This is a genomic window from Novosphingobium sp. 11B, from assembly GCF_054589055.1.
In genome coordinates, this window is the sequence record NZ_BAAILP010000178.1 from 1 (window position 1) to 22543 (window position 22543).

The 22543-nt window shown below is 65.0% G+C and carries 17 protein-coding genes; 12 read left to right on the forward strand and 5 right to left on the reverse strand.

Features of this window, described 5'->3' with window-relative positions:
* Nucleotides 1–82 precede the first annotated feature (82 nt).
* The 3 genes from map to ACYPYD_RS16610 all read right to left on the reverse strand — a co-directional run bounded on the left by map (nucleotide 83) and on the right by ACYPYD_RS16610 (nucleotide 3225).
* Nucleotides 83–871, reverse strand: coding sequence for a type I methionyl aminopeptidase (map, locus tag ACYPYD_RS16600; protein ID WP_008830223.1), 789 nt, complete (start codon nucleotides 869–871; stop codon nucleotides 83–85).
* Complete coding sequence (locus ACYPYD_RS16605) at nucleotides 868–1080, reverse strand: ParD-like family protein (protein ID WP_211151620.1); 213 nt, start codon at nucleotides 1078–1080, stop codon at nucleotides 868–870. Before ACYPYD_RS16605 ends, map begins: the two co-directional genes overlap by 4 nt.
* Nucleotides 1081–1182: 102 nt before the next feature.
* Nucleotides 1183–3225, reverse strand: a complete 2043-nt coding sequence (locus ACYPYD_RS16610; protein ID WP_459664267.1) for a TonB-dependent receptor — start codon at nucleotides 3223–3225, stop codon at nucleotides 1183–1185.
* A gap of 278 nt (nucleotides 3226–3503) precedes the next feature.
* On the opposite strand from ACYPYD_RS16610, the gene ACYPYD_RS16615 reads away from it, so the two are divergent.
* The 4 genes from ACYPYD_RS16615 to ACYPYD_RS16630 all read left to right on the forward strand — a co-directional run bounded on the left by ACYPYD_RS16615 (nucleotide 3504) and on the right by ACYPYD_RS16630 (nucleotide 7456).
* The gene (locus ACYPYD_RS16615) at nucleotides 3504–4082 is read left to right on the forward strand and encodes a nuclear transport factor 2 family protein (RefSeq protein WP_008830226.1); all 579 of its coding nucleotides are present in this window, start codon (nucleotides 3504–3506) and stop codon (nucleotides 4080–4082) included.
* On the forward strand, nucleotides 4079–4681 hold the full coding sequence (locus ACYPYD_RS16620; RefSeq protein ID WP_008830227.1) for a nuclear transport factor 2 family protein: 603 nt from the start codon (nucleotides 4079–4081) through the stop codon (nucleotides 4679–4681). Before ACYPYD_RS16615 ends, ACYPYD_RS16620 begins: the two co-directional genes overlap by 4 nt.
* Before the next feature lie 97 nt (nucleotides 4682–4778).
* Entirely contained in the window at nucleotides 4779–6080 is a 1302-nt protein-coding gene (locus tag ACYPYD_RS16625) for an Hsp70 family protein (RefSeq protein WP_459664270.1), read from the forward strand.
* Nucleotides 6081–6118: 38 nt separating this feature from the next.
* Nucleotides 6119–7456: an anti-phage deoxyguanosine triphosphatase gene (locus ACYPYD_RS16630; protein ID WP_459664272.1), complete on the forward strand. Its 1338-nt coding sequence runs from the start codon at nucleotides 6119–6121 to the stop codon at nucleotides 7454–7456.
* Between the two features lie 75 nt (nucleotides 7457–7531).
* Here the strand turns inward: ACYPYD_RS16630 and ACYPYD_RS16635 are convergent, their stop codons facing one another.
* Together ACYPYD_RS16635 and ACYPYD_RS16640 are read right to left on the reverse strand one after the other, a co-directional pair.
* The gene (locus ACYPYD_RS16635) at nucleotides 7532–8662 is read right to left on the reverse strand and encodes an oxidoreductase (RefSeq protein ID WP_459664273.1); all 1131 of its coding nucleotides are present in this window, start codon (nucleotides 8660–8662) and stop codon (nucleotides 7532–7534) included.
* The gene (locus ACYPYD_RS16640; protein WP_459664276.1) at nucleotides 8659–9477 is read right to left on the reverse strand and encodes an SDR family NAD(P)-dependent oxidoreductase; all 819 of its coding nucleotides are present in this window, start codon (nucleotides 9475–9477) and stop codon (nucleotides 8659–8661) included. The genes ACYPYD_RS16635 and ACYPYD_RS16640 overlap by 4 nt, the downstream gene beginning before the upstream one ends.
* 395 nt (nucleotides 9478–9872) lie before the next feature.
* On the opposite strand from ACYPYD_RS16640, the gene ACYPYD_RS16645 reads away from it, so the two are divergent.
* The 8 genes from ACYPYD_RS16645 to ACYPYD_RS16680 all read left to right on the forward strand — a co-directional run.
* The gene (locus ACYPYD_RS16645) at nucleotides 9873–10424 is read left to right on the forward strand and encodes a TetR/AcrR family transcriptional regulator (protein ID WP_008830232.1); all 552 of its coding nucleotides are present in this window, start codon (nucleotides 9873–9875) and stop codon (nucleotides 10422–10424) included.
* Between the two features lie 380 nt (nucleotides 10425–10804).
* Nucleotides 10805–13186 carry a TonB-dependent receptor gene (locus ACYPYD_RS16650; RefSeq protein ID WP_008830233.1) on the forward strand — a complete coding sequence of 794 codons (2382 nt, stop codon included), beginning with the start codon at nucleotides 10805–10807 and terminating at the stop codon, nucleotides 13184–13186.
* A 26-nt stretch (nucleotides 13187–13212) separates the two neighbouring features.
* On the forward strand, nucleotides 13213–14706 hold the full coding sequence (locus tag ACYPYD_RS16655; RefSeq protein ID WP_008830234.1) for an aldehyde dehydrogenase family protein: 1494 nt from the start codon (nucleotides 13213–13215) through the stop codon (nucleotides 14704–14706).
* A 2-nt stretch (nucleotides 14707–14708) separates the two neighbouring features.
* A complete protein-coding gene (locus tag ACYPYD_RS16660; RefSeq protein WP_008830235.1) occupies nucleotides 14709–16835 on the forward strand; it encodes a PQQ-dependent dehydrogenase, methanol/ethanol family in 2127 nt (708 codons plus the stop codon).
* 78 nt (nucleotides 16836–16913) lie between these two features.
* Nucleotides 16914–18173, forward strand: coding sequence for a cytochrome P450 (locus ACYPYD_RS16665; protein ID WP_211151629.1), 1260 nt, complete (start codon nucleotides 16914–16916; stop codon nucleotides 18171–18173).
* Nucleotides 18170–19015, forward strand: coding sequence for a ThuA domain-containing protein (locus tag ACYPYD_RS16670; protein WP_459664279.1), 846 nt, complete (start codon nucleotides 18170–18172; stop codon nucleotides 19013–19015). Before ACYPYD_RS16665 ends, ACYPYD_RS16670 begins: the two co-directional genes overlap by 4 nt.
* Nucleotides 19016–19394: 379 nt before the next feature.
* Nucleotides 19395–21905 (forward strand): TonB-dependent receptor, encoded by a 2511-nt coding sequence (locus ACYPYD_RS16675; RefSeq protein WP_211151631.1) that lies wholly within the window; start codon nucleotides 19395–19397, stop codon nucleotides 21903–21905.
* Between the two features lie 31 nt (nucleotides 21906–21936).
* Nucleotides 21937–22543 (forward strand): AMP-binding protein (locus tag ACYPYD_RS16680; protein ID WP_459664281.1); only part of this gene is annotated, 607 nt, incomplete at its 3' end.

A 22543-nucleotide genomic window follows, 5' to 3' on the forward strand; every position in this document is an offset into this window, starting at 1 on the left:
GAGCGTAGCGAAGCAATCCAGGGTCGCGCAAACCGCCCTGGATTGCTTCGCTACGCTCGCAATGACGAGTTTGGTGAAAGGGTTAGGCGGCGGCCTTCCTGCGCCGCACCATCTCGCGCTCGTCCGAGCGTAGCGTCAGCACCGATACGCCGGTGGCGGTGACGGCGACGGTATGTTCGAACTGGGCGGAAAGCGAGCCGTCCTTCGTCCGCACCGTCCAGCCGTCGTCTTCCGTCCAGACGGTGCGGCGCCCGCGATTGAGCATCGGCTCGATAGTGAAGACCATGCCCTCGCGCAGCATCATCCCGGTGTTCGGCCTGCCGAAGTGGAGAATCTGCGGGTCCTCGTGCATCTCGCGGCCGATGCCATGGCCGCAGTATTCGCGCACGATCGAATAGCCGTGGCGCTTGGCGTGCTTCTCGATCGCCGCGCCGATATCGCCCAGCCTTGCGCCCGGACGGACGGTGCGGATGCCCATCCACAGGGCCTCGTAAGTGACCTGGACCAGCCTGCGCGCTGCCGGATCGACATTGCCAACCATGTAGGTCTTGCTGGAATCGGCGATGAAACCGTCCTTCTCCAGCGTGATGTCGAAATTGACGATGTCTCCGTCGCGCAGCACGTCCGACGACGACGGCACGCCATGGCAGACCACGTCGTTGACCGAGGAATTGAGCACGAAACCGTAGCCGTATTGCCCCTTGCTGGCAGGGCGCGACTTGAGATCATCGACGATGAACCGCTCGACGAGGGTATCGATATCGAGAGTCGACTTGCCGATGAGCGGCACGGTGTCGAGCATCTCGAAAACCGAGGCCAGCAGCCGCCCGGCCTGCGCCATCAGCGCCAGTTCTTCAGGCGTCTTCGTCACGCGGCCCTTGCCCCCAGCGTTGGCGGCAGCACTCCGGCCGAACTGAGTTCCCGCTCCATGATCTCGGCGAAGCTGAGGCCGGGGTTGGTCTCGCACAGCATGCCGACCTTGATCCAGTACGCGGCCTGCGCGTTGATCGAGCGACAGGAAACCTTGCTCGCCCGGCGGACCTGCTCGTGCAGGTCGTCATCGATGTTCACGATGCCCATTGGGTAGTTCCATATATGATTCGTATATGAACCATATATCGCCGCGCGCGAGCATCGCAAGGGCGCCCCGCCGCGATGGGCTCGCGGCGAGGCTGGTAGGGGTCAGCGCGCCGGGCCGCCGAAGCGGAAGCTGGCTTCCACGCCCAGCGTACGCGGGCGCAGGCGGTTCGAGGTTATATCGAAGCTCGTCGGGCCGATCTGCTGCACCTGGCGGAAGCTGGTAGCGCCGTTCTCGTCGGTGAGGTTGTCGGCGAACAGCGCAATGGTCAGCTGCGCGAACTCGACGCCAATCCGCGCGTCCACGCGGTCGATCGTGTCGCCCGGCAGGAACGCGGCGTAGGACGAATTGCGGCGCGGCGAGCTGTGCTGCCAGCCCACCCGGCCGAACGCCTGCACGGTGTCGGTGATCGCAGCCGCATAGTCGATCGAGGCGTTGGCGGTGAACTTCGCGACGTCGTCCACGGCCGAGCCCTTGACGATCGCCGTACCGGCAACGGCATCGGTGTACTCGGCATCGACGTAGGCGCCGCCCGCCGAGAGCGTCAGGCCCGAGACCGGCTGCGCGACGAGGCTCAGTTCGGCGCCCTTGGTGTGGGTGCCGTTGGAATTGACCAGTCCGTTGAAGGACGTTCCCGGGATCGGGATGCGGACCGCCACGTCCTTCCAGTCGCTGTAGAATACCGCAGCCTCAATCGAGAGCTTGCGCTCCCACAGCTCGGCCTTTGCGCCCACTTCATAGGTCCAGATCGAATCCTGGCTCAGTGCCGCGGGCAGTTCGACGCCGTAGATCGGACCGAGGATCAGCGGCACCGTCGGCTGCAACTGGCCCGAGCGGAAGCCCTTGGCGGCGCTGGCATAGATCGTGGTGTTCTCCATCGGATGCCAAGCCACCGAGAAACGCGGGTTCCACGACTTGTAGGTGTCACCCGGCTGGTCGGTAACGACGCCGGAATTCGCCTCGAAGCCGCGCAGTCGGTCCTCGAAGTAGCGCAGGCCGGCGGTCAGATCGACGGGCACGCCGGGCAGCGTGTAAGTCGCCTCGCCGAACAGGGCGCGGGCGCGCGAGTTGATCTGCGCGTCGTTGTCGATGCCGCGTGCGGGGAACTTGACGGTGTCGTTGCGCTGGGAATCGCGCGCATAGGCGCCCACGGTCCACTTGAGCGGGCCGTCGCCGGTCGAAGCCAGGCGCAGTTCGTGAGCGTCGAGCGCGATGTCGATGTTCGTCTCGATGCTGCCGATCGAGGACATGCCACTCTGCGGCACCCCGAAATCGCTGTGGGTGTAGCTGTAGAACAGCTCCGCCCCGCCGAGATCATAGCGGGCGGTGGCGCCGTAAAGCTCCATCCGGCTCTTGCTGTAGGGCACCGTGCCGCGCGTCTGCTGATCGTCGTCGCGCGCGCTCGATCCGCCCGCCGGGAAGTCCGACTTCGACCACCAGTAGCTGCCGGTGATCGACAAGCGGTCGACGGGATCGAAGCGCAGCCTCGCACGGAAGGTATCGTAGGTCTGATCGTTGACGTTGGTTGCACCGGTGCTGCTGTTGTCCACCCAGCCCTGGTAGCGTTCATGGGTGCCTGCGACGCGAACAGCGAGCACTCCGGGCACGATAGGTGCATTGAAGGCACCCTTAGCCCCCCCGTTGGTGCCGCCTCCGCGCGTGTCCGACACCATACCCAGACCCTTGGCTTCCCACTGGTCGAGGTCAGCGCCGCGCGTCAGGATGCGCACGGTGCCGCCCATCGAACCCTCGCCAAACAGCGTCCCCTGCGGCCCGCGCAGGATTTCGACGCGGTCGAGATCCCAGGCGCGCACGTCCGGGCTGAGCGGCACGGTGACGCCGGTGAACGGCAGGTCATCGAGGTAGTATCCGTTCTCGTTGGCACCCAGCGAGGTCGAGATGCCGCGGATGGTGATCTTCGTGCCGAGCGCCGAGCCGCCGTCATAAATGCCGACGCCGGGCGCTTCCTGCAAGAAATCCGCCAGGTTCGCCGCACCGCGCTTTTCCAGCGCCGCGCCGCTGACCGCGGTGACCGCGATCGGCACATCGACCGCGCGTTCCTCGCGCTTGCGGGCGGTGACGATGATGTCGCCATCGGCATCCGCCGCACCGGGAGCCTGCTCTTGCGCCATGACCGGCGTGCTCATGACAGCCGCACAGACCAGCGCAACGTGACTGACCATACGAACCATAGAAATCTTCCCCCTGAGTCCCGAGACACGCACAAGCGGCCTCCCATCCAGAGGCGCGACTAGGCGATATTCCATAATCTATGGTTAAGATCGGGCTTACATTCCGCCGGGCCTTGGTTGCCGGCCATGCAATTATATAAACAATCACGATTGTTTTATTTTATCGAAGCCCTATCCTCGACCACATGGATCGGCGTCCAAAGCATGCTGCCGACCACTATAGGAGAGGCCCTATGGTCACCGATGCCGAGATCGAGGATCTTGTCGCGCGACGCGACATTTATGCCGTTCTCACCCGCTATTCCCGCGCACTGGACCGCTGCGACGTGGACCTCATGCGCAGCGTCTATTGGCCCGACGGCACCGACAGCCACGGCGTCTTCGACGGCAATGCGGCCGACTTCGCGGACTTCATCGTGCGCGAAATCCAGGAGTGGTTCGAGGTCACCATGCACGGCCTCATGAACGTGCACATGGAGATCGCGGGTGACCGCGCCGCGACCGAAACCTATCTCTTCGCCTATCACAAGGTACGGGAAAGCAAGGCGCAGGAAATCTTCGGTTCGCGCTACATGCGAATGTTCGCTGGCAAGGGTCTCGATCCGGCGCACCACACCTTCTACTTCGGCGGCCGCTATCTCGACCAGTTCGAGCGGCGTGACGAGGAATGGCGCATTCTCCATCGCAAGGTCGTGATGGACTGGAACGACAACCACCCCTCCAACGAAATCCTCGACGAGGGCATGTTCGCCAACCTGCGCCCCCTCGGCCAACGCGGCCCGGGCGACCCGGTCTGGGCCAACCGCCCGTGAGCCCCGCCCTCTCCGCCCGCGAACGGCTTGCCGAACTGGTCGCGGTGCGCGACGTGGAAGCCGTTCTGACGCGCTACTGCCGTGCCCTCGACCGCGCCGATCTTGCCCTCATGGAGACCGTGTACTGGCCCGATGGCGAGGACATCCACGGCATCTATGTCGGCCGTGCCAGCGAGTTCGTGCCCTTCATCATCGGCGAGATCACGCAGTATTTCGCCATGGGCACGCATTGCCTGCTCAACATCCACATCGAGGTGTCCGGCGATTTCGCCGTTGCCGAGAGCTATCTCTATTCCGCCTGCCGGGTTCGGGCCGGGATGATCGAGGCCCTGCTCGGAAGCCGCTACTTCGGCCGCCTTGCCGGTCATGGACTGGCCCCGGACAACGCGATGTTCGTAATGGCCGGCCGCTATCTCGACCGCCTCGAGCGTCGCGAAGGAGAGTGGCGCATCCTGCGCCGGCAGGTCATCACTGACTGGAACGACCCCCGGCCTTCGAACGAAATCCGCGACGAAGGGATGCATGCCAGCCTGAGGCCCATCGGCGAATGGGGCAGGAGCGACCCGGTTTACGCCAACAGCCGGTTCGCGGCGGATTAATTCGTCCGGCGCGGCGGCAGGCCCTTGACGCTGCCCTGCGGGCGAGGGCACGAGCGTGGGCCGCGTCCCTCTCCCATCATCGGGCCATGCAACGACCATGAACCTCGCTCGCAAGCGCATCGGCGCGGGCATCGATTTCGGCACCACCAACAGCGTCGCCGCCCTTTCCCTCGATGCCGAGCCGCAGCCGCGCCTCGTCGCGCTGGACGGCCCCGAGGGCAGCGGCGAGGTGTTCCGCTCCGCCTTGTGCTTCTGGCAGGAGGAAGGCGTGCCCGGCGGGCTCGCGGTGGAGGCGGGGCCGCACGCCATCCACGAATACCTCGAATACCCCAGCGACAGCCGCTTCCTGCAGTCCTTCAAGTCGGTCGCCGCCAGTCCCGCGTTCGACAGCGCTTCGGTCTTCACCAAGCGCTACCGGTTCGAGGACCTCGGCCGTATGTTCCTGCAGAAGTTCGCCGCCCACGCCGGCGGCGAACTCGACCGGCTGGACCGTGCCGTCATCGGCCGCCCAGTCCATTACGCCGGTGCGCGCGCCGACGAGGGGCTGGCCCGGCAGCGCTACGACGCGATGTTCGAAGGCTTCGCGAGCGAGATTCACTACGTCTACGAACCGCTTGCCGCCGCATTCAGCTATGCCTCCCGACTGGACGAGGCGGCTACCCTGCTGGTCGCCGACTTCGGCGGCGGCACCAGCGACTTCTCGGTCGTGCAGGTCCGCGAGCCAGGCGCCGCCCAGCGCTGCGTGCCGCTGGGCCATGCGGGCGTCGGCATCGCGGGCGACCGTTTCGACCAGCGCATCGTCGACCGGCTCGTCCTGCCGCAACTGGGCAAGGGCGGGCAGTATCGCTCGTTCGACAAGGTGCTGGACATTCCCGGCGGCTACTTCGCCGACTTTGCCGACTGGTCCAAGCTCGCCTTGATGCGCAACCGGCGCACGCTGGACGAACTCGATCGCCTGCGCCGCAGCGCGGTGGACCCGGCCGCGATCGGCCGGATGATCGCGATGATCGAGAACGAACTGGGCTTTCCCCTCTACGATGCCGTCGGCTGCCTCAAGCGCGCGCTGTCCAGCGAGGACCGCGCCGAATTCCGGTTCTCCGGCGCAGGCGTGGAAGTGCAGGCCAGCGTCACCCGTGCCGAGTTCGGGGACTGGATCGCCGAAGACGTCGCGCGGATGGCCGGGGCGGTGGATCAGGCTCTCGAAACGGCAGGCTTGGGCGAGAGCGACATCGACCGCGTGTTTCTGACCGGCGGCACTTCGCTGGTTCCGGCTGTGCGGTCGGTGTTCTCCAGCCGGTTCGGCGAGGGCAAGCTGATGTCGGGCGGGGAACTGACCTCGATCGCCCACGGCCTCGCCCTCGTCGCGAGGGAGGACGATCCTTCCGCGTGGACGGCATAACCCTTGCCGATCCCTGCCCCAGCTGGAATAGCTTGCCCATGAGCTGGCACGCCCGACGCGAGAACTGGAACCCGCAGGCCGAAGACGCCCGGGAAGATGGCGATATCGACTATGCGCGGGTCATTCACTCCGCCTCGTTCCGGCGGCTGCAGGGCAAGACGCAGATCCTCAACCTCGGGGACAGCGACTTCTACCGGACCCGCCTGACCCATTCGCTCGAGGTCGCGCAGATCGCCGGGGGGCTTGCACGGCAACTGGCCAAGTCCTTCCCTGACCACGTCGCCACCGGCCTCCTGCCCGACCGCAGCCTGATCCATGCGATCGGCTGCACCCACGATTTCGGCCACCCCCCGTTCGGCCACGGCGGCGAGGTAGCGCTCAACTACTGCATGCGCGATGCGGGCGGCTTCGAGGGCAACGGGCAGACCCTGCGCATTCTCGCGCGGCTCGAATCCTTCTCCGCCAACGCTGGCGCCAACTTGTGCCGACGCACGATGCTGGGCGTGCTCAAGTATCCGGTGGCATGGTCGGCGGCCCGCAATCCGGCGCTCGTTCCCTCGCTGCTCGCCGGAACCACCACCATCCGGGTTCTCGACGCGCGTTCGTGCAAGCCGCCCAAGTGCCATTTCGACAGCGAACAGGACGTCGTCGACTGGATCCTCGCACCCGTTTCCGCCTCCGATCGGGACAAGTTCCAGGCGCTGGAACGCCCCGAAGGCAAGCATGCGCGCACCCTTCACAAGTCGCTCGATTGCACGATCATGGATGTCGCCGACGACATCGCCTATGGGGTCCACGACCTCGAGGATGCGATCTCGATCGGCCTGGTCACCAAGGACGCCTTTGCCGCCGCGATCGACGGCAAGTGCGCCTCGTTCCTCGACGCTCTCAAGGCGAAATACCCGGGCGAAAGCGAAAACGACGTATTCTCGCGCATGGTCGATGACCTGTTCGGCGACGCGAATACGCGCAAGCGCTATATCGGCCGCCTTGTGCACCATTTCCTGACCGGCGCACAATACGTCGAGGTCAAGGGTTTCCGCGAACCGCTGCTGCGCTGGCGCGTGGCAATGAAGGGGCCGCGCCGCGCGTTTCTCGATACCCTGCAGAACTTCGTGGTGCGCGAGGTGATCACCAGCCCCGAAGTGCAGCAGCTCGAATTCAAGGGACAGGCCATGGTCGTCGCCGTGTTCGAGGCGCTGAGCGCCGATCCGGCCCGGCTGCTACCACGCGATGCACTCGGCCGTCTGGATGCTGCGGGAGGCGATGCACGCGTCATCTGCGATCATGTCGCGGCGATGACGGACACGCACCTGCTCAAGACCTACGAGCGCCTGTTTAGTCCGCGCATGGGATCGGTGTTCGACCGGCTCTAGGCGTGATTGCACGCATCCGCGCAAGCGACCGTGATATCGTCGAGCCCGACAGGCCACATATCGCCAGGCAGTGGCTCAATCCAGCGCAGCCAATTGCTCACGCCGAAACGAGCGCAGCTTGTGCGTTTCGCGGCTGCGTACCAGCGCCGCCCAGTCGGGGTTGGCGATCATGGCCCGACCGACCGCGATCATGTCGAACTCTCCTCGCTCGATGAAGGATGCGACCGCCTCGACGTCGCGCGTCCTCGGCGCGCTTTCGGCTATGCCGCCGGTCGCCTCGCTCCGGTCATGCTTGAAGTCGTTTTCCAGCGTGACCGAGCCAACGGCAATCGTCGGCGATCCGGTGATCTTGCGCATCCAGCCCGCCAAAGTCAGGTCGCTTTCGGCAAACGCAGGCTCCCAGAAGCGCCGGGTCGAACAGTGGAAGGCGTCGACGCCCGCTTCGGCGATCGGCAGGAAAATGGCCTCGAGCTGCGACGGTGTTTCCGCGAGCCGCGCCGCGTAATCGAAACTCTTCCATTGCGACATGCGTAGCACGACAGGGAAATCAGGCCCCGCAGCGGCCTTGCAGGCGCGGATCAGTTCCACCACGAAACGCGTTCGCTCCCGTGCATCACCGCCGTATCCATCACGGCGCCGGTTGGTGCGAGACCAGAGGAACTGATCCGGCAGGTAGCCATGCGCGCCGTGAATCTCGATGCCGTCGAAACCGATTTCCCGCGCTGCCTGCGCCGCACGCGCAAAATCGGCGATGGTGTCGGCGATGCCTCGCTCATCAAGGACTTCGCCGCCGACCTCTCCGGTTCCCAGCAGGCCCGAAGGACCGACACGGGGCGGGCGCTGCTTCACGGTCTGCGGGTTCACCTCGGTCGGAGAATCCTGAACGCCGACGTGCCAAAGCTGCGGCATGATGCGCGCACCGGCGCGGTGGACACCATCGACGATCGCGCGGCAGGCGGCGAGCGTCTGCGGCTGATAGAAAAGCGGGATGGGTCCGTCATGCGCTCCGGCCGCATTGACCGCCATGCCCTCCGTGATGATCAGGCCGCACCCGCCTGCGGCCCGGCGCGCATAGTATGCCGCAACGTCAGGACCGGGAACGCCTCCGGGCGAAAACTCGCGCGTCATCGGCGCCATCGCGATTCGGTTGGGAATCTCCAGACCGCCGATGCGAACGGGCGAGAACAGGACGTCGACCGCGCTCATGTCGCGGCCCCGTCAGCCGTGCGAGTGGTCGTCACGGTGGGCGGCAGACGCGTCGTCCCACCGTCCGCCAGCCATCCGCCATCGGCGACGAGTTCGGTGCCGGTCACGAAACTCGCGTCATCGCTCGCAAGGAAGGCGACGCAGGCGGCCATTTCCGCGGCGGTCCCCATCCTGCCGACGGGCTGCAACGCATCCATCGCCGCGCGCGCCACGTCCCGGTCAGGGGCGGACGAGAGGCGCCGCTCATGGATCGGCGTGTCGATGGCGCCGGGATGCAGGGAATTGCAGCGGATGTTGCGATATTCGCCGGCACAGCGTACCGCGACCGACTTCGTCAGCAGCCTGACTCCGCCCTTCGTGGCGTTATATCCGGCCGACTGCGCCAACCCGACAAATCCCGCCATCGACGATATGTTGACGATCGATCCGCGCGGTCCACCGGGATTCTCGCGCATGGCCCGGATGGCATGCTTGCATCCCAGCATCGTCCCCGTGAGGTTCACCGCCAGGATGTTCTCCCAGTTTTCCAGAGAAACGTCCTCGATCGGCTCGGTGCTGGTTATGCCGGCATTATTGACGAGGATATCAAGCCGCCCGAAGCGCTGGATCGTAGTCCCGACTACATCAATCCATTGGTCTTCCGTCCTGACGTCATGGACCAGATGCAGCGCGGCGATATGGTCGCCCCCGGTTGGAAGCTGCAAGTCGGTCGAGACGACAAGCGCGCCCTCCTCAGTCAGCCGGTTTACGCATGCGAGGCCGATACCGGACGCCCCTCCCGTCACGATCGCCACGCGCCCTTCGAGCCTGCGCACAATCCGTCTCCTTGTATCCTTCTCCTGAAACGAGCTTATTCATCGCATTTAATTAAGGCAATCGCCTTATTGAATTTTTCGAAAGGAGTACCAAGTTCGGCCATATTCCGGCTCTGATCGCACCCCGAAGATACCTTGAAACGCTTTATCGCGACCTATCATTAATCCCCCTTGCTTATTTCGACAGAACCATGAACTTCATCACTGCCGGGACGAGGGAAAACCTTCGACCGGTCGATCAAGGCCGCACAAGAACGGCCACTGACTCTGGGCGAGGAAGCTGAACGGCCATGTCTTTGACGATTGATCCCCGTGACCCTTTGACCGTCTGGAATGCCTCGCTTCCCGCGTGGGTCATTCATCGGCCGGAACCCTCACGCGCGGAGCGTGCGGTGATGCGCCAGGAGATCGCCGAGGCGGCGATCCGCCTCGTCTGCGACTCCGGGCTGGAAGGCCTTTCATTGCGCCGTCTGGCCAGTGCTATGAATTGCAGCACCACGACCATCAACCATCACTTCGCCGATCGCCGCGAACTGTGGATCGCGGTCTATCGGACCACCATCCTGCGAACGCAGGCCCGCATCCGCCGCGCCTACGAAAGCAGCGGCGGGAGCCCCCTCGCCTGCGCGCTGGCGCAGATGCCGATTGATCGCGAAAGCCGGGAAGACTGGCACATCTACCTCGCCCAATATCACGTCGCGTGCACCGACGACGAACTGGCACGCGAAGAACGCGAACAGGTCCGGATCGCCTCGCGCGACTTCGCCGAACTGCTGCATCGAGAGCACGGAATGGCAAGGGACCGCGCCCGAAAGGCGAGCCGCCAGATCATCACGCTGCTTGTCGGAGTAGCCACGCAGGCTCTGTTCGAACCGCGCAGCTGGTCGCCCCGGCGGCAAAAGCGATTTCTTGAAGAGCAGTTCGCCCTGCTCGGCGTTCCGGCCTAAAAATTACCGATATCAGTTATCACCAAAGCAATACGAACCCTGCAACGATCAATTCGCCCTCATATGCACGAAAAAGACATCTGTTTTATCGATTATTTTCACGGATATTAACATTTCATTTTTGATACTATCGATAAAGACGTGAATTATTTTCAACATAATCAAAATCATTTCAATACATAATTAGATATATTCGTTAAAAAATCGAACTCATCGGATCGCCCTTTAAATGCAGCGTTGATCTGAACTTTCTTCGCCCCTTACCTTCAGCCCGCATCCAGTCACCGCACCGGATTGCGACGACACGCAAGGCGAGCGTCGCACAGCGCAGGAAAACAGCCGCGTCTGGCAGGGAAAGAGGAAACTGGGGGAGAGGCCGGATGAACCGAGGTCACGATTGGAAATGGAGTTGCGCCCTGCCGCTGGTGCTGGGCATTGCCGCCACGGCGCCGACTGAAGCGGTCGCGCAGGAGCAAGGCGGATCGAAGATCGCCGCAGAAGGCGACATCATCGTCACCGCCCGTCGCCGCGAGGAGACGCTTCTCGACGTGCCCGTCGCCATCTCGGCGGTGAGCGCGGTGCAGCTGGAGCGCAGCGGTGCGACCGACCTGCAGAAGATCGGCCAGATGATCCCGCAAGTCATCCTCGCCAAGACCGGTGGCGGCGGCGCCGGCGCCAGCTTCACGATCCGCGGCCTTGGCTCCTCGGCGCTCGATGCGGGCATCGACCAGACCGTCTCGCTCAACATCGACGGCATCCAGATCAGCCGTGGCCGCCTCGTCGCCCAGAGCTTCTTCGACATCCAGCAGGTCGAAGTGCTGAAAGGGCCTCAGGCGTTGTTCTTCGGCAAGAACAGCCCAGGCGGCGTCGTCTCACTCCGCACCAAAGGTGCGACGCCGACGCTTGAGGGCTATGGCCGTGCAGGCTACGAGTTCCGCGCACGCGAGCGCTTCGTCGAAGGCGGCATCTCCGGCCCCATCACCGACACCCTGGGCTTCCGCATTGCCGCACGCGGCAGCAAGATGGATGGCTACATCAGGAACGTTGCGGGACCGCTCGCCGTACCCAGCGCGCCCGACTTCCCCGGTGTCGGCGCAGCGCATGGCCGCGATCCCGGCACTCGCGAGGTGCTTGGCCGCCTGACCCTCGAATGGAAGCCGACCAACGACTTCGACGCCACGTTCAAGCTGTTCGGCGACCGTATGCGCGACAACGGCGAGACCGCCGGCACGGAACTGCTCTGCAACGGCAATTCACGCACGCTCGACGTGTTGAGCGGCACTTACGTGCAGGACCCGTACAGCGACTGCAAACTGAACGGCAAGCGCACGTTGGGCGCGATGAACCCGGAAATCGCCGCAGGCTATCCCAAGTCCAACGGCGGCGTGCCGCGCACCAAGTACGAATCGGTGCTCAGCTCGCTGACGATGAATTACCGTACCGATACCCTGGCCTTCGCCTCGGTCACGGGCTTCTGGCGCTACTCGAACGACACCTTCGACAATTTCTCGTTCGATTCCTCGCCCGTAGTGTGGGGGGCGAACAAGGACGCCTCACAGGCCTTCACACAGGAACTGCGCGTCAATTCCAGCTTCGACGGTGCACTCAACTTCGCGGCCGGCGTGTTCTTCGAAAGCTCCAAGCGGGACACGCGCGGCAACGGGATGCTCGCCAATGTCGGGCCGGATCCGCGCAACGGCCAGTACAACAACTGGCAGTTCCTGACCTTCAACAAGGGCAAGACCTATTCCGCCTTCGCCCAGCTCATCTGGGACGTGACCGATACCGTCGAACTGGCCGGCGGCGCCCGCTGGACGCGCGAGACGAAGCGCACCACGCAGGGCAACGGCTTCGTGAACCAGAACTTCGTCCCGCTGGGCATCACCGCCACCGAAGGCGTGTTCACCAGCGGCCGCTTCGCCGACGAGCAGATTTCGCCCGAAGCCACACTGACCTGGCGGCCAAGCCCGAACACGACGCTCTACGGCGCCTACAAGACCGGCTACAAGTCGGGCGGCTTCTCCAACCCCTCGATCCTGTCGGCCGGGCAGACCGTCGCCGACCTCGACTTCGCGCCGGAGAAGGCGAACGGCGGCGAGGTGGGATTCAAGGGCGAACTGCTGGGTCGCCGCCTGCTGCTGAACCTCACCGCCTATCGCTATACCTTCAAGGGCCTGCAACTCACCTCGTTCAACCCCTCGCCGCCTTCGTTCACCATCCGCAACGCCGCCTCGGCGCGGACCAGCGGTGTGGAGGCCGACGCCTCTTTCGCGGTGACGCCCGACTTCACCCTGCGGGGCGCAGTGGGCTACAACGACGCGAAGTATCTGAACTTCGATGCCGCCCCCTGCTACGCGGGCCAGACTGCCGCGCAAGGCTGCGACGGGACCATCCAGGACCTTTCGGGCACGCACCTCGTCCGCGCGCCGTCGTGGAACCTGACCGGCGGCGTGGCTTACGACCTGCCGCTTGGCGATGCGCTGGGCCTCGGACTGATGGCAGACGCACGCTACACCAGCGGATACTGGCTGCTCGAGAACCAGAACCCCGTCGGATACCAGAAGGGCTTCGCGACGCTCAACGCCACCGCCCGCCTCCACGCCGCCGACGACAGCTGGGAACTGGCGCTCATCGGCCGCAACCTGACCGACAAATACTACGGCGTCGCGGGCGCCGAGAAGCCCTTCGGCACGCCGGACGCCGTGTGGGTCAGTATCGGCCGCCCGCGTGAAGTGCTGCTGCAGGGCACGGTCCGCTTTTAAACCCAAAGACTTACGGGAGAACAGTCATGGCCCTCCACGACCCCAACGAAACCGTCCTTGCCCATGTGCGCGGGCAGCACCGCCTGTTCATCGACAACGAGTGGCATGACGCCGCTTCCGGCAAGACCTTCGAAGTGCGCAACCCGGCAACGGGCGAGGTCGTCGCCCATGTGGCGGAAGGTGAGGCGCAGGACATCGACCGCGCCGTGCAGGCCGCGCGCCGGGCCTTCGACGAACGCCGCTGGCACGGACTGCCGCCCGAAAAGCGCGCCGACATTATGTGGAAGCTCGCCGAACTGTTCGAGCGGGATGCACGCACCATCGCCGAGATCGAGGTGATCGACAACGGCATGCCCATCGCCTTCGCCGAATGGATGGTCGGCAGCGTGGTTCAGGGCCTCAAGTACTACGCGGGAATGATCACCAAGCTGGGAGGCCGAAACGCCTCCCCTGCGATCGCCAGCGACACGCTGAAAATGCACGCCTACACCAGCGTCGAGCCGGTGGGCGTGGTGGGCACGATCATCCCGTGGAACGGGCCGATCGGGGTGATGATGATCAAGCTCTCGCCCGCGCTGGCGGCGGGTTGCTCGGTCGTGGTCAAGCCCGCCGAACTGACCCCGCTGTCCGCGCTTTATGCCGCCAACCTCATGGTCGAAGCGGGCATTCCGGCAGGTGTGGTCAACATCGTCCCGGGTTTCGGCGCCACCGCCGGGCAAGCTCTGGTGGATCATCCGGAGGTCGACAAGATCAGCTTCACCGGCTCGACCGCGACCGGCAAGAAGATCGTCCAGTCCGCTGCCGAGACGCTCAAGCGCGTGACGCTGGAGCTGGGCGGCAAGTCGCCGGTCATCGTTTTCGACGACGCCGATCCCGAAGTGACCATCCCCGGCGCCGCGATGGGCATCTTCGCCAATACCGGGCAGGTTTGCTTCGCGGGATCGCGCCTGTTCGTGCAGAAGAAGTCCTATGACAAGGTCGTCGCAGGCATTTCCGATTTCGCCAAGGGCCTCAGGATCGGTCACGGCTTCGACCCCGCCAACGCCATCGGCCCGCTGATCTCCGAAGGCCAGCGCGACAAGGTCTCGCGCTATCTGGAGACCGGCGTTCAGGAAGGCGCCGAAGTCGTCACCGGCGGCAGCGCGGTGGACAGCCAGGGCTACTACATCGAGCCCACCGTGTTCGCCAACGTCAATGCCGATATGCGCATCGTGCGCGAGGAGATCTTCGGCCCGGTCCTTGTCGCGACGCCGGTGGACGACATCGACGATCTGGTGCGCGCCGCGAATGACACTCGTTACGGCCTCGGTGCCGGTATCTACACCACGGACCTCAACAAGGCTCACCTCACTGCCGCGCGGCTGCAGGCAGGCAACGTGTGGATCAACGGCTACGGCATGATGCACCCGGCGATGCCATTCGGCGGCTACAAGGAATCCGGCTGGGGCCGCGAGAACGCCGAAGACGGCATCCGTGCCTATCAGGAAGCGAAGTCGGTCTTCGTCTATCTCAAGGGTTGAACGTGACGATCGGGATCGCAGCATCGCGCCGCAACGTCGGCGCACTGGTCTTGTGTGCCCTCGCGTTGGCATCCTGCCGGGCCGAGCGCGAGGACGTGAACAAGAGCGACGCGCGCCTGCTGGCGGCCGCCTCCAAGGCTGAGGACGCCAACTGGCTGAGCCACGGGCGCACGTATGACGAAACGCGCTTTTCTCCCCTGGCCCAGATCGACGGAGTGAATGCGGGCAAGCTCGGCCTTGCGTGGTACGCCGACCTCGACACCTTCCGGGGGCAGGAAGGCACTCCGCTGGTGGTCGACGGCGTGATGTATGCGACGACGGCATGGAGCAAGGTGGTTGCCCTTGATGCCGAAACGGGCAGGCAGCTTTGGGAGTTCGACCCAAAAGTCCCCGGCACCACTGCGATCCACGCCTGCTGCGACGTGGTCAATCGCGGCGCTGCATATAGCGACGGGCGCCTGTTCTTCGGCACCGTCGACGGCCGCCTGATCGCGCTCGACGCGAAGACCGGCAGGCAGCTCTGGCGCGTGCAGACGACCGATCCGAAGAAGCCCATGGCGATCTCCGGGGCGCCGCGCGTGGCGCGCGGCAAGGTCTTCATCGGCTTCGGCGGCGCGGACCAGGGCATGCGCGGCTATATCTCCGCCTACGACGAGAAGACCGGCCGCCTCGCGTGGCGTTTCTACACCGTGCCGGGCAAGCCGGGCGAGAAGGACGGCACTGCCTCCGACGACGCGCTCGAACGCCTCGCCCTGCCGACCTGGGCGGGAGATTGGTGGAAGATCGGCGGCGGCGGTACGGCTTGGGACTCGATCGTCTACGACGAGAAGATGAACCGCCTTTACGTCGGGGTCGGCAATGGCGGGCCGTGGAACCGGGGCATCCGCTCCGCCGGCAAGGGCGACAACCTGTTCATCGGCTCCATCCTAGCCCTCGATCCCGATACCGGGCGCTACCTCTGGCACTATCAGGAGACGCCGGGGGATCAGTGGGACTTCACTTCCACCCAGCAGATGACGCTCGCGGACCTCACCATCGGCGGTCGCGCGCGCAAGGTGATCCTCCACGCTCCGAAGAACGGCTTCTTCTACGTGATCGACCGAGAGACCGGAAAGCCGCTCTCCGCCGACAAGTTCGTGCCGGTGAACTGGGCCGATCGCGTGGACCTGAAGACCGGCCGTCCGGTGATCGATCCCAAGGCCCGATATGACAAATCCGGCGGCTTCATCGCCAGCTCAGGGCCATGGGGGGCGCACAACTGGCACCCGATGGCGTTCTCGCCCCGGACAGGTCTCGTCTACATTCCGGCGCAGCAGATTCCCTCGATCTACACTCCTGACGGCGCGTTCAAGTATCGCCCCGGCCTGCTCAACATGGGCCTCGCGGAACCAGGCAAGCTGCCGCAGGAAAAGGCCGCGATCGAGGCGATGCTTCAGTCCTTCGAGGGCCGCCTGATCGCCTGGGACCCGGTTGCACGCAAGGAAATGTGGCGTGTGCCTTACAAGGGGCCATGGAACGGCGGCGTGCTGGCGACGGGCGGCGACCTCGTGTTCCAGGGCGACGCTGAGGGCCTATTCCACGCCTACGACGCACGGAGCGGCGAGCAGCGGTGGCAGTTCGACGCGCAGCAACCGATCATGGCGGGGCCGGTGTCCTACGCGGTCAACGGCAGGCAGTATGTCGCCGTCATGTCCGGCAAGGGGGGGGCCTACAACCTTGCCATGCCTAGCTACGCGGCGCCTCAGCAGCGCCTTCCGGGACGCATCCTCGCTTTCCGGATCGATGGCAATGCCCGCCTGCCTGCCCGAGACAAGGCGCCTCCTGCGCCCTTCGCCCCTTCAGCCGAACGCTTCGCGCCGCAGCAGGTGGCCAGCGGGGCGAGCCTGTTCGGCAGCACTTGCGCGGTATGTCACGGCTCGGAAGGGCTGTCCTCAGGCGTGCTTCCCGACTTGCGACGGTCCGGCGCCATCGCCGATGCGGGCGTGTTCCGCCAGGTCGTGATCGACGGTGTGCTCGCGGATCAGGGCATGGTCTCGTTCCGCCAGTACCTGACGCCCACGGATGCGGAAGCAATCCGCGCCTACATCAACGACCGGGCCAGTTCAGCGAAAGCCAAGGGCGAGCCGTGAAGGCACCCAGATCATTTGCTCTTTATTTTTAAGGCATATGATCTAATATCGCAAAAACGATAATTTGGAGAGATTCTGATGGCCGATCTTGGCGCGGCGGAGCGGCTTGAGGGATTCAGCCTGCTTGATCCGATGACGCAGAGCGATCCCTTTGCGATGTACGAGGCGATGCAGGACGCGCCGGGGATCTACCGGATGCCGGAGACGGGGTTCTATATCGTCTCGCGCTATGCCGATCTGCGGGCCGTGCTGACCGATCCGGTGACGTTTTCCAACAAGGTGGACCGCGCTTCGTTGCAAGGACCGGAGAATGCCGAAAGGCTGCGCGCCTATATGGAGAGCAAGGGCTGGCCGCATATTTCCACCCTGCAACGCACCGATGCGCCGGACCATGGGCGCTACCGCAAGCTGGTGGACCGTGTGTTCACCGTCGGGCGCGTGCGGGAGATGACGCCGCACATCGAGGAGGTCGCGCATGGCCTGATCGACACCTTCGCGGCGCGTGGTGAGTGCGAATTCATCAGCGAATACGCGATGTTGCTGCCCGGCACGATTCTCGCCGAGGAGATGGGCCTGCCTTCCGATCAGGTCACGACGTTCAAGAAGTGGGCCGATGCCATGCTCGCCCCGGCATCCTACGTGATGAGCGAGGAGCAATTGCTGCGCAACGCCGACATCGAACTGGAGGCGCAGCACCACCTTGCCGCGCTGTTCGAGGAGCGCCGGGCGCGGCCGACGGGGGACTGGATTTCCGCGCTCGCCACCGCCCATGCGGATACCGAGGAACCGTTGTCGATGGCGGAGCTGCAGAGCGTGATGAGCCAGCTCATCGGCGGCGGTTTCGAATCGACGATGACCGCCATCGGGCACGCCATGATGCAATTGCTCAACCACCCCGACCAGATGGCGCGGCTGCGCGAAGATCCCAAGCGGATCAAGAACTTCGTCGAGGAAGTCATCCGCTTCGAGAGCCCCACGCAGGGCCTGCGCCGCCGCACCACGCGCGACGTGGAACTGAGCGGGACGGTGATCCCGAAGGACTCGGTGGTGATCGTCCGCTACGGCGCCGCCAACCGCGATGCCGCCAAGTTCGCCTGCCCGCACATGTTCGACATGGAGCGCAGCAACGCCGGCACCCACCTGGCGTTCGGCGCGGGCACGCACTTCTGCGTCGGCGCCGTGCTGGCGCGGCAGGAGATCGCCATCGGCATCACCGCCATCCTCGAACGGCTGGGCGACATCGAACTGGCGCGCCCGCTGACCGAGCCGATCCACCGCGCCAACTTCCTGACGCTGCCCTTGCGCGAACTGCCGATCCGGTTCCGCGCGCGCCGATGACCCGCAAGCAAGACCGCATCGAACTGTTCGTCGTCGTGAAGGGCCATGCCTTCTCGCGCGATGGCCTGGAGGCGATGCTGCGCGCCATCGGCTGCGAGCCGACTTTCGTGGACCAGCCCGCCGCCGCCGTACTGCTCAATCCCGAGCAGATGCGGCGCTACGACGCGCTGTTGTTCTACGACATGCCGGGTCTGGACTTTCGCGCCCCAGCGGCAGAGCGGCCCGGATTCATCGCACCCCCTGCGCATTTTACACAGGGTTTCGAGGGACTTATGGCCGAAGGCAAAGGCATGGTCGTGCTCCATCACGCCATTGCCGGGTGGCCCGCCTGGCCGCGCTATGCCGAGGCGATCGGGGGGCAGTTCCTCTATCGCGATGCCGTGATCGACGGCGCGCCGCGTGCCGATTCCGGCTACCTCGGCGACGTGGCCTATGCCGCGAGGATCGCCGATCCGAAGCACCCGGTCACGGCCGGATTGCCGGGGCGGATCGATCTTGTCGACGAGTTGTACCTCCAGCAGGTCTTCAACGATCCGGCGATCCACCCCCTGCTCTACCTCGACGACGAAGTGGCGCCCGAGCGGTTTCATTCGGCGCGCCGCGCCGTCCAGCGGCTTGGTGACGGCGAAGGGGAACCGTGGCGTCCCGCGCCGCTCAATCCGCTGCTGGCATGGGCAAAGCCGGCGGGAAATTCGCCGCTCGTCTATATCCAGCCCGGGGACAGCGCGCAGACTTACGAGAACCCGCATTACCGGCAACTGGTCAGCAATGCGGTGCGGTGGGTGGCGAGCGACGAGGCACGCGAATGGGCGCGGCAACGCTCGGCCCAACACACGACCTGACCGGAAAAACCACCTCGCCGTTGCGAGCGTCGCGAAGCCATCCGGAGCGGTGCAAACGGCCCTGGATGGCTTCGCTACGCTCGTAATGACGGCGGCTGAGGAGAGGCACCCAAACGGTACTTAACGGCACCTAGCGATACCCTAACGCCGCCCCAGTGGCATCCCGCGAGCACGTAAGCCGCGCTTGGACAGCCTCTATCGCAGGCACCAAAACCCGCATCTGCTGCAAAATTCGCGTGATTTAAAAAGGCAGTTGCCTTAATTTCAAACCACGATAAGTTAAGTCCGTCGCACCAAATTTAACGATACAACTGCGGCTCGAACCACGCGCAAACGCGAAAACAAGCATGGTCGAGGGGAACCTGAAATGATCGAATCGATGAACCAAAAGTCGTGCCGTGGCGCCTTGCTGGCGGGCACCGCACTGCTGTGCATCACCGGCGGGGCACAGACCGCGCTAGCGCAGGATACCGCCCAAAACGCCGCACAGGATGCTTCAGCGCCTCAGAGCGAGACCGCGCCCGCCGCGATGAACGATATCGTCGTCACCGCCCGCCGCCGTGCGGAATCGGCGCAGGAGGTGCCGGTGGCCGTCACCGTCATCTCGGCGCAGGATATCGCGCGCCGCGACCTCACCAGCCTGGAACGCATCGCCGCCGCCACGCCGCAGCTGGTGATCGGGCGCAATGTCTCGGGCTCCGGCGCGCAGCTGACCTTGCGCGGCATCGGCTCCAACTCGCTGTCGATCGGCGTCGAGCAGTCGGTCGCGGTCATCGTCGACGGCGTCTACTACGGCCAGGGCCGCACCATCAACGAGGGGTTCTTCGACCTCGCCTCGATGGAAATCCTCAAAGGCCCCCAATCGCTGTTCTTCGGCAAGAACGCGACGGCAGGCGTGATCTCGATCACCACCGCCAACCCGACCGACCACTTCACGGCGCAGATGCGCACCGGCTACGAATTCAACGCGCAGAAGGTCTACGCCGAAGGCTTCGTCTCCGGCCCGATCGGCGATACGGCGGGCTTCCGCCTTGCCGTACGCGGATCGAAGGACTTCGGATCGCTGTTCGACAACCGCGCCGGGCCGATCACCTACAACACCCGCGACACGCCGACCGCAACCACGGTGGCCCCCAACACCGCGCACACCGCCCTGCCCAGCAAGGCCGGCCCGCGCGAGCGCGACATCCTGGTCCGCGGCACCCTGCGCTGGGAGCCCACCGATGACCTGACCGCCACGGTCAAGGCCAACTACGGCTGGAACAGGACTTACGGCGGCGCGTGGAACTACAACGTGTTCGCCTGCGACGGCGGCACCAGCACGACGACGCCCGGCGTCGCCTGCACGCCCGGCTTCTACAACCGCATGAACGATCTGCCCAAGGACATCGCGGACCAGACCGCGCTGGTGAAGGACCACAACTTCAACGACTACCGTTCGTGGGGCGTCACCGGCAACATCGACTACCAGCTAGGCGACCTCGCGGTAACCTCGGTCACCAACTACAATTTCAACCGCAACCACTGGACCGCGGACATCGATTACCAGTCGTCGCCCACGGTCAACATCTGGGGCGGCGAAGTCAGCCGGTGGAAGGCGTTCAGCCAGGAATTGCGCGTGCTTTCGCAGTTCGACGGCCCGCTCAACTTCCTCGTCGGTGGCTATTACCAGAACACGAAGCGCACCTTCGACCAGGTCGTCATCAACGCCAATGCCGAGAACAGCGCCGCGCCCGAGGGCTATCGCTACGTCCAGTATGCCAAGGAATCGACGACCGACGGCGAAACCCTGTCGGGCTACGGCCAGCTGATCTGGAAGGTCATCCCCGAGATCGAGGTGACCGGCGGCGTGCGCTACATCCACGAGACCAAGGACAGCACGTTCTTCCAGCCTTACGCCAATCCGCGCTTCGCGGGCGTCAACTACGACGTGACCCGGCGCCTCGCGGCCAACCAGACGTTCACCAACTGGTCGCCCGAAGCGACGGTAGCGTGGAAGGTGACGCCGGACATCAACGTCTACGGTGCCTTCAAGACGGCCTACAAGTCGGGCGGCTTCTCCAACAGCTCGATCCTGACGCCGCGCACCGAGGCGGACTTCTTCACCTTCGATCCGGAGAAGGGCAAGGGCTTCGAGGCAGGCATCAAGACGATGCTGTTCGACCGCCAGCTGCGCTTCAACGTCAGCCTCTATACCTTCAAGTACACCGACCTTCAGGTGACCTATCTGGACTCGGCGGCGCTCAGCTACAACTCGGTCAACGCCGGTTCGGCACGCACGCGCGGCGTCGAGGTGGAGTTCGACTATGCGCCGCGCGGTCTTCGCGGGTTCGGGCTGAACGGATCGATCAACTACAACAAGGCGAATTACGGGGACGGCATCGCGCCGTGCTACGGCGGCCAGTCGCTGGCGAACGGCTGCACGCCCGGCCTGCTGGTGCCGCCGGTGCCCGCGACCGGCACGACTCCGTCGCGGCCGGGCACGCCGGGCCAGAACCTCGACGGCGTGTCCACTTTCGCCGCGCCGCGCTGGACCGCGACGCTGGGGATGAAGTACGACACCGACATCAGCGACGGGCTGACCGCCGGGTTTGGGGTCGATAGCCGCTACAGCTCCAGCTATCTGACCTCGGCCTTCGGCTCGCCGCTGTCGCGCCAGGGATCGTACATCAACCTCGACGCGCAGATCCACATCCGCACCGCCGACGAGCGTTGGGAACTGGCGCTGCTGGGCAAGAACCTGACCAACCGCTTCGTCGTCACCGGCGTCACCGACGCCTCCGGCTCGGGGCTCGGCACCGGGACCAACGCCAACCGCATCGCCGACCAGGCCGGGTTCGGCGCCATGCCGCGCACGATCGCGCTGCAGCTGACCTGGCGCATGCCCTGAGCGGCGGCCGATCATATTCACGGAGACAGCCTTGCCCCAACCCGACCTTCTCGATCTTCACGGTTCTTCGGCGCTGCAGGCGCTGACGGTCGGCGGCACGCTTGCCCGTTCCGCCGACCGGTTCGCCGACCGTCCCGCGCTCGTCTACGACGGGCGGGAGGCGACTTATGCCGAACTCTTCGCGCAAGTCGTCGAGCGGGCGCGGTCGCTGGTCGGGCTGGGGGTGAAGCCGGGGGACCATGTCGGCGTGCTGGCGCCCAACTGCTGGGACTACGTGGTCCTGTACTATGCGATCGAGATGGTGGGCGGCTGCGCGGTTCTGCTCAATGCGCGGTATCGGGCGGACGACCTCGCCTACGTCATCCCCAAGTCGCAGATCAGCCTGCTGTTCGTGGGCGGCCATGCCTGGCGGCACTGCGACTACCGGCCGATGCTGGGGGAGGTCTTTCCCGAGCTGGCCGGATGGAGCGGGGGCGAACTGTCGGTCGCAGCCGCACCGGCGCTGCGCGGCGTGATCGAACTGGGTGACGAGCGCCCCGGCAACTGGCCCGGCCTCGCCATGCTGGAAGCCGCCGCCGAGGGCGTCGGCGCCGACGCCGTGATGGAGCGGGCGGCGGCGGTCGAGCCTGACGACGTGG